9 protein-coding genes and 1 pseudogene are annotated in these 7,649 nt (G+C 40.3%); 7 read left to right on the top strand and 3 right to left on the bottom strand.

What is annotated here, in order from left to right:
• The 7 genes and pseudogenes from LD39_RS01045 to LD39_RS01025 all read left to right on the top strand — a co-directional run.
• Positions 1 to 510, top strand: a pseudogene (locus LD39_RS01045) (phospho-sugar mutase); the annotation flags it as partial.
• Between the two features lie 245 nt (positions 511 to 755).
• Positions 756 to 1,220 (top strand): IDEAL domain-containing protein, encoded by a 465-nt coding sequence (locus tag LD39_RS01040; RefSeq protein ID WP_035541901.1) that lies wholly within the window; start codon positions 756 to 758, stop codon positions 1,218 to 1,220.
• A 263-nt stretch (positions 1,221 to 1,483) separates the two neighbouring features.
• Positions 1,484 to 1,621 carry an anti-repressor SinI family protein gene (locus tag LD39_RS21890; RefSeq protein WP_081988201.1) on the top strand — a complete coding sequence of 46 codons (138 nt, stop codon included), beginning with the start codon at positions 1,484 to 1,486 and terminating at the stop codon, positions 1,619 to 1,621.
• A gap of 82 nt (positions 1,622 to 1,703) precedes the next feature.
• Positions 1,704 to 2,915, top strand: coding sequence for a helix-turn-helix domain-containing protein (locus LD39_RS01035; RefSeq protein WP_035541899.1), 1,212 nt, complete (start codon positions 1,704 to 1,706; stop codon positions 2,913 to 2,915).
• Positions 2,916 to 3,121: 206 nt separating this feature from the next.
• Positions 3,122 to 3,358, top strand: a complete 237-nt coding sequence (locus LD39_RS01030; protein ID WP_035541897.1) for a helix-turn-helix domain-containing protein — start codon at positions 3,122 to 3,124, stop codon at positions 3,356 to 3,358.
• A 22-nt stretch (positions 3,359 to 3,380) separates the two neighbouring features.
• Entirely contained in the window at positions 3,381 to 3,503 is a 123-nt protein-coding gene (locus LD39_RS21885; RefSeq protein WP_081988200.1) for an anti-repressor SinI family protein, read from the top strand.
• A gap of 24 nt (positions 3,504 to 3,527) precedes the next feature.
• Positions 3,528 to 4,118 carry a hypothetical protein gene (locus tag LD39_RS01025; protein WP_035541895.1) on the top strand — a complete coding sequence of 197 codons (591 nt, stop codon included), beginning with the start codon at positions 3,528 to 3,530 and terminating at the stop codon, positions 4,116 to 4,118.
• A 439-nt stretch (positions 4,119 to 4,557) separates the two neighbouring features.
• On the opposite strand, the gene LD39_RS01020 is transcribed toward LD39_RS01025, so the two are convergent.
• The 3 genes from LD39_RS01020 to LD39_RS01010 are packed head-to-tail and all read right to left on the bottom strand — an operon-like array spanning position 4,558 to position 7,425.
• Positions 4,558 to 6,006, bottom strand: a complete 1,449-nt coding sequence (locus tag LD39_RS01020) for a glycosyltransferase family 39 protein (protein ID WP_035541893.1) — start codon at positions 6,004 to 6,006, stop codon at positions 4,558 to 4,560.
• Positions 6,003 to 6,419 carry a GtrA family protein gene (locus tag LD39_RS01015; RefSeq protein WP_035541891.1) on the bottom strand — a complete coding sequence of 139 codons (417 nt, stop codon included), beginning with the start codon at positions 6,417 to 6,419 and terminating at the stop codon, positions 6,003 to 6,005. The genes LD39_RS01020 and LD39_RS01015 overlap by 4 nt, the downstream gene beginning before the upstream one ends.
• Complete coding sequence (locus LD39_RS01010) at positions 6,412 to 7,425, bottom strand: glycosyltransferase family 2 protein (protein ID WP_081988198.1); 1,014 nt, start codon at positions 7,423 to 7,425, stop codon at positions 6,412 to 6,414. Before LD39_RS01010 ends, LD39_RS01015 begins: the two co-directional genes overlap by 8 nt.
• Between the last annotated feature and the right edge of the window lie 224 nt (positions 7,426 to 7,649).

Genomic DNA, 7,649 nt, shown 5'->3' with positions numbered 1-7,649 from the left:
TATCTTGTTAAAGACTTCGCCCGCGACAAAGATGCCGTTCAGGCTGCTGTGCTAATTGCTGAAGTCGGTGCTTACTACAAAAATCAAGGGAAAACACTGCTTGATGCGCTAGATGAACTGTATCAGAAGCATGGCTATTTCCTTGAAGATCTTCTATCCGTCAAGCTTGATGGAAAATCCGGGGCCGATAAGATTAAGGAAATCATGGATGACTTCCGCGAAGCTGATATCAAAGAAGTCGGAGGCAAGAAGGTTGTGGCGATCGAAGACTACGCGACAACTGTCCGCCACTATGTAGAAGGTGGAACGACAGAAGAAATCGATCTGCCAACATCGAATGTACTGAAATTTATCTTAGAGGACGACTGCTGGTTCTGCTTGCGTCCATCCGGAACAGAACCGAAAATCAAGTTCTACTTCGGCGTGAAGACGTCTTCCATGTCCGATAGTCAAAACTTGCTTGAATCACTGAAATCAACAGTAAACCAACGCCTCCATGCGCTAATCTAATTATGTGAGGTAACCTCCAGCTTCCGGCTGGAGGTTTTTTTTTACTTCTATATAATAAACGTGAATATCCACAGGTAATCTATCCGAATCGCTAACTCCATTTTATAAACCAATCGCCCATGTGTCGGATATCTGCTAAAAATTCCGCTCCTAATAAAGAAGAAAAGGCTTTCATTTTATTGACAAATCAGCGATAATAGAATAAAATACTGAAAATTCTGATTAAATAACGAGGGGTGGGCGTTGTGTTAAATATTAAAATGCTGAAGCCGTATTACGTCAAAGAAGATAAACGCTTTATTCGAGTTGTGCTAGCCTACCAGTACTTTTCCCTATTCATCGATAACGAACTCTATCAATTTGTACCAATGGAATCCAGAGAAATTATCATAGACCGCAACCGCAAGCGAGTGCATAATGTGTTCGATATCTTCGTTTTTCAACGTGGAAAACGAATGGTCTACGTGTCTGTGACGGATTTATTGCAATTGCCGGAGTTTCTCACGCACTTGAACTCAATTATTGCCCCTTACTACGAAAGCGAGGAGCAAATGTACAAGGATGAATCTCTTCAAGAAGAGCTTGAGGAATTGGTCGTCGAACTGGAAAAAGAAAATCTCAGACGTCTGATCGACCAGGCTATAGACAACAATGATCGTGAATCTTTCCTTAAGCTTACAGAAACCTGGAACGAACTGAATAAGTCCTAGCCGAGGTAGGTATGTTTATTCATACCTGCCTTTTACGTTCTTTATTATATTCTACAAAATATAACAAACTTCTTATTAGAAAATTTTGAATTTATATGAATTTTTTTAAAAAATAGTGAACAAAATGCAAAAACTTCCCCGAATAATCACGTATAATACAGATATATTTACAAATGAAGGAAATATACGGTTCTAGCGGGGGATAATTACATAAGTCCAAAGAACCGTAAATAAAAAGAGAGTTCAGGGGAGGTTCGACTTGGATGAGAGTATCGCCTGAAGTTCGTAAGCTGGATGAGGAATGGGTAGGTTTGTTGAAGCAAGCAAAAGCCATGGGAATAGATAAAGAAGAGATTAGGGAGTATATTCGGAGCTTTTCAGAGAAGAAAAAAATTCTTTAGCACTCCCAAGTGGGCGGGAGTGCTCTTTTTTTTATATGGTGTATAATAGGAGAAAAGACCGACAAAAAGGAAGGTGTACCTATTGACTTCCGTCAATTATGCGCTCATTCAAACGCTTAAGGATTGTTCGATCGCTTTGCAAACACCTATCTTATTATTCGACCACCATCATAAACTTACCTACCAATTTCCTGATAGCTTTCAAGGACCGCATCCACTTCTCAGAGAAAGCCTTGGTCCATTTTTACAGCAATGTGAGCACACACCTTATACTCTTCAACTATACTCGGATGCCTTTCATCAACATTTATTTCTCTATTCCATGTTCAATAATCAAGGAAAATCTGTTGTGATAGGCATAGGTCCATTTCTTCAACATGAGGTTGGGAGAAAACAAGTGCATAAACTATTAATTCTTCATGAACTAGGCAATGAGCATGGGGAGGCGTTGCTCGATTATTTCAACCAGCTGCCTGTGATCAATCAGGTACAGATGCTAGCAATCGAACGCATGCTGGGGCGAGTGCTTCCCAAAAAAGAAGAGAAGCCCGGTCATAAGAAGAGTGAAGACGTTCATCATAAGAAAGCTTACCAATTTTATGCTCAAACAACCCCTACTCAAAAAGATTCTTACCATATCAAAGAGCAATTTTTTCATGCCTTTAAAAAAGGAGACGAAAAAGCAGTTGAGTGGTATCAGAAATATAAAAAAGAATTCTCGATTTCGCTGGCGAATGGGGATGATATTCGATCGGAAAAGAACCACCTGATTCGACTGATTTCAGAATTGACTCAAGTTTGTCTAGAGGAGGGAGCGCAGCGGGATGAACTTTTTTCTTTAAGCGAGTTTTATATCAATTTCCTGGAAACGAAGGTGACTATTGAAGAATTATTTGAATTAGAGTCCAATGTCATTCTGTCTTTTTTGTCGCGATTGAACCAGTCAAAGAGAGGTAAACACTATTCCCCACTCGTCGAACGGGCTCAAAAATATATCTTTCAATATCTTACTGAAGATATATCCTTAACAAAGATCGCTGAAGAATTGAATGTTCATCCTAATTATTTATCAGGAGTGTTCGCTAAAGAGGTAGGAATCTCGATTTCTCAATTTATTAATCAACAAAGAGTGAAACAAGCCAAAGAGCTGTTGAGCATTACCAAATACACGCTTATGGAAATTAGTATTCTTCTAGGCTATAACAGTCAAAGTTATTTTACACGGGTGTTTAAGAAAATAGAAGGGATAGGGCCTAAGGAGTTTCGTAACAAATATTACGTATCAGAAGAATAAAGGGTCAGCGCAGGCTAGATCCTTTTTTTTGTTCTCAAAAAAGAATAGATAATGTGAGGATTTGGAAGATAATTGTAGCATAGTAATCGTAAATGTTTTTTATTTTGCAATTTGCCTGTTTCTTTTTATGGACAATCAGATTATAATATTCTTAATAAAGAACAAGGGTGTCGAATAACGAATGGAGGAAAGGGTGTCGATGTCAAGTGACTACCATCGGAGAGAAAATACGTGTACTAAGGCTGGGCAAAGGGCTATCGGTCAACGAATTCGCTAAAAAGTCCAAGGTATCAAAGTCGTATATCAGCAATATTGAGCGTGGCGTTCAAAAGAATCCATCGTTGATCGTCATGAGTAAAATGGCTAAGACGCTGGAAGTTCCTTTAGAAGATCTCCTCACCTACAAATTTGCGGATGAAGAGGAAGAGAAAGACGTGAAATAATAGCGTGGAAAGGGGAGCGCGCATGGCTGCACAAACAATCCAAAAGTCAGTGGATAGGGACTGGATCGAATTGATCAAACAAGCCAAGCACCTGGGACTCAGCATCGAAGAGGTTAGACGATTCATAGCAAAAAGCAGTGAGTAATCAGGATAAGGGGGAGGGAACGGGTTGAAGGGGAAAGAAATATTCACTAGAGAGGCGGCAAAAGCTAATCTGTATATTAAAGAACGCCCTTCCTACTTGAACCAAAAATACATTTTATGCGACATCAGTGTCATTACTCATCAATTTTCTCACATTCACTTGAAAGAGGGATGGAAGGTTTTCAGCAGTGAAGGTCAAGTGTTTGCCCAAACGAAAGCCAATGTGACAGTGGAGGATCCGATGGCAGCTCTTCGAGGAGACGAATCACCCCTTTCCTATATGCAAGCAGCCGTTTGTTATCATCAATTTTTCTTATACAGTATGGAACAAACGAATGTGAATACGAGTGCAATTGTCGATGATGAAAGAATTCGTCTTTTAGATTTATTCGGATATTGGAGCTTTGGCAAAGTAAAGCGAAGTTTGAATCCTATATTTTTCTATGATTCTCTCCTTCACCCAGTCATTATTTTTTTCACGTATCATAGAGACGGGGTGGATGTGGTGGAAAAGCATATCCACCGGTTTGACCATGTAGGTTATGCGCTGAAGTTTCAGCAGCGTTTATGGGCGTCGTCAGAAAAGGGAACAAGGGAAAGCACGTTTTTCGATTGATAAGCTGGATTCTCGAACGAATCGGGCTTTTCTTATTATCACGGTCATATTTGTAACTTCATATACTATTACATGAGTATCAAAATTATATAAAGTCTTACAAAAAATGCTATACAAAACGATCTAAATAGGATAATATGATTAGAAAGCTGCCAGAAATGTTAGTTTTCTTGAATCTTTTTCTGGTATTTCGTCGTCTAACAAAGTAGTTACATAATTGGCCGTCATAAAAAGTCGTTTAAAATCGAAGGGTTAAGTAAATAGACTACTAGATGAAAAAATATGGAAAAGGTGGGGAGCATGGATAATTTAAAAGAGGTGTTGCAAAACATCATCCAACAAACAGAGAATGCGGAATTGATGTCCTCTCGAGAGGTCATCGACCAATTAATTGAACAGTTACAACGATAATAGATTTCATAGAATAAAAAGCAGTGCCTCATGAGGCACTGCTTTTATAGTTCCTTAATGAGACATAAATCTGATGGAGCATATAGACACCATAGCTTTGCAAAATGATCAGGCTTGGAATCATAACGAATCTGTACCTCGTCTGGATTTCAATGAGCAAATGGATCATCGCATATCCAATAATGAAGAGGATAAAGAACAGTGCTTTCCATTGAGGGTGATTCAAATCTCCTCTTGAACTTTTCACCAGTCCAAAAATGGAAATCAATCCAAAGATGAAGAATGGAACGTACATGAATTTATCAAGCTTGTAGAGTCGTTTCTTAATCTCTTCATTCCCTTCTTGATAGCTCCAGGAGATCGAGTCATCTTTGTCTCCCCACATAATCGAGAACTTGTCATGGAACAGCCCTATTAGTCGGCTTGGTTCAGAGAGACGTTCTTCGATCATCTCTTCCTCTTTAGCAAATCGTTCTTCCCAATTAAGACCGCTCAACATTTTGGCGTCTTCATTGGAATACGTTCCTCTTGTTTCATGGTTCAGTCCAACGACGAACTTCCATTGGGGATCGCGGTTTTCCAGTGGATAGTCTGAGACTCCGGAGAGCATTAAGGCCTGATTGGCAATGGTCAATACGAGCAAATAACTCGTAACAACACCTAAGAATTTTCCGATATCAACGAGGACCTTCTTGCGCGTGCTGCCGATAATGTAAACGACGAACACGAAGATCCCTGCCGCCAGTAGTACAAAGGAGCCGAGCGGTCGGATGATATGACCGAGCGCGAACAAGGCCCCAATCGCGATCCACGTCCACTTCCGATCTTCGAACCTGCTGACAAGCAAATAAGCGCCAATGTAAAACATTAAGGTCGCAAGAATTTGATTCGTCAACAAGGAAGTCATGACAATGGCCGGTATGTAGAAGGTGTAGACAAGCCCAGCAAGACGACCGGCTTTTTCATTGAACACATCAGTCGCAATGGCATAGACGATCCAAACCATAGCCACACTGAATAGCACATTGAAAAACTGAAGGACAAAGATATCGTCACCAAAAATGAAAATGATGAACGCCTGGTACATGACGAACCCAAGCTGGTACACCCACTTCTGGAAGTAACTATTCTCCGTGAATCCAAAATCACCTTCAGTCGCTGACAAAGCGGCATTATGCAGCATGAGAAAATCAGAGGAAGGCTCAGTTGGAGCGTATAAGACCCATAAGAGACGCAGAACGAAAGCAATAACGAGCATCCCGGTAATGTAAACGGTTCTTGTGATGGGGATTCGTGTCACGGCATAAGCAATTCCCAATAAGACGATACCCCCAAGAAGAATCACGAAAGATGGCCACTTATAAAATTGGTCGAGCTGTTCGGCGTTCACATAAAATCCGTAGCCCATATAAATCGCACCAACAATAAGAATGGTAAGCACACAAAACCATTTGAAATATTTAAAGAATGTACTCATCGATCTGCCTCCTCCCGTTGAACCGTCTTATCATTGAAAATGAAATACTTACTTGCAACATAATTAAACAAAACGACTAAGACGTTCGCAGCGATCTTCGAAAGTAGATCATCCACTTGCATGAGGTCAACGAGCACGATCATCGTTCCGATATCCAAAAAGTAGGAAAGTAGCCTTGCTCCAACAAATGGGACTAACTCTTTCCAGGCGGATTGCTCACTTTTGAAGACATAAGCTTTGTTCGTAACGAACGCAAATAAAACAGCCACTAACCAGGCGATGGTCGTGGCAATTTTATAATCCATACCGATTAGGTTCGCAACTACGTAATACGTCACAATATTGACTAACGTGGTCAGTCCTCCAAATATAAGATAGAGGAGGACTTCCATTTTTTTGCTGTGCTTATTCATAACGCTTTTGAACCTCTTTTTCAAAATGATTACTCGAACGGTATTCATGGTTTAGACCGTATGGAATGTTTGATGCCTTCTGTCCATTGTACTCATCAACGAAATAGAGCGGCCTGCGTTTCGTTTCATTGAACACACGACCAAGATACTCCCCGATAATTCCAAGAACGATCAGTTGAATCCCTCCGATAAATAAAATGACGCTCATTAAAGAGGGATACCCGGCAACAGGATCACCGAATGCCAGCGTTTTGATAATGATCCATATCATAAATATAAAAGCGAATATGGAAACGCCGACACCGAATAAGGACGAAATTCGCAAAGGAGCGGTCGTAAACGAAGTCACTCCTTCAATCGCTAAATCAACTAACTTTCCATAATTCCATTTTGTTTCCCCAGAAATGCGAGGGTCACGGTCAAACAAAATTTCCTTCTTGTTATAGCCTACCCAGCTGAACATTCCTTTTGTATAACGCTGAGTTTCCCGCAGCTTTTTGATAGCTTCTACACAGCGACGATCAAGCAAGCGGAAGTCACCGGTATTTTCCTGGATCGGGACTTGGCTCATTTTTTTGAGTATTTTATAAAAAACGCTTGCCGTCGTTTTCTTCAGCCATGATTCTCCTTTACGGCTGCGTCGCTTTGCGTACACATCGTCATAGCCAAGCTCCCAGTAATGGATCATTTCTGGAATCAGCTCTGGTGGATCCTGGAGATCAGCATCCAGAATGATAAGAGCATCTCCCTTAGCATGATCAAAACCTGCAATCATGGCGGTTTCTTTTCCGAAATTACGGGAAAGATCTACATAAGAGACTCTTGGATCCACTTCCCTCAATTCCTTGATAATGGGCATCGTCTGATCCTGGCTTCCGTCATTCACAAATAACAGTTCAAACTCATATTCATTTAACCCTGTGATGACATCGAGAATTCGTTTATAGAGATGATGCAGCGATTCTTCCTCATTGTAAGCAGGAACCAATATCGTAACAGTTTTCACTCTACTCATCCTTTTCTTTATATGCATTTTCCAAAATGGCAAGTAATTAGGACAGCTTACCGTGACTTTTCCCATAATCTATCAATTTATCAAAACAACTCATTAATTGTAACATATTTGTAATGGTATAGATACTTATGAACCGGGTAAGGATTCTCAGCTTGCCCTTGTAGGTGGTACAATTGATTTAGTGCAATGAAAACAAAAATAAAGACAACGTACGA

It is taken from the genome of Halobacillus sp. BBL2006 (assembly GCF_000786645.1).
Lineage (GTDB): Bacteria > Bacillota > Bacilli > Bacillales > Halobacillaceae > Halobacillus.
The sequence above is the reverse complement of the archived record's forward strand: the minus strand, read 5'-3'. Positions and strand labels throughout refer to the sequence as shown.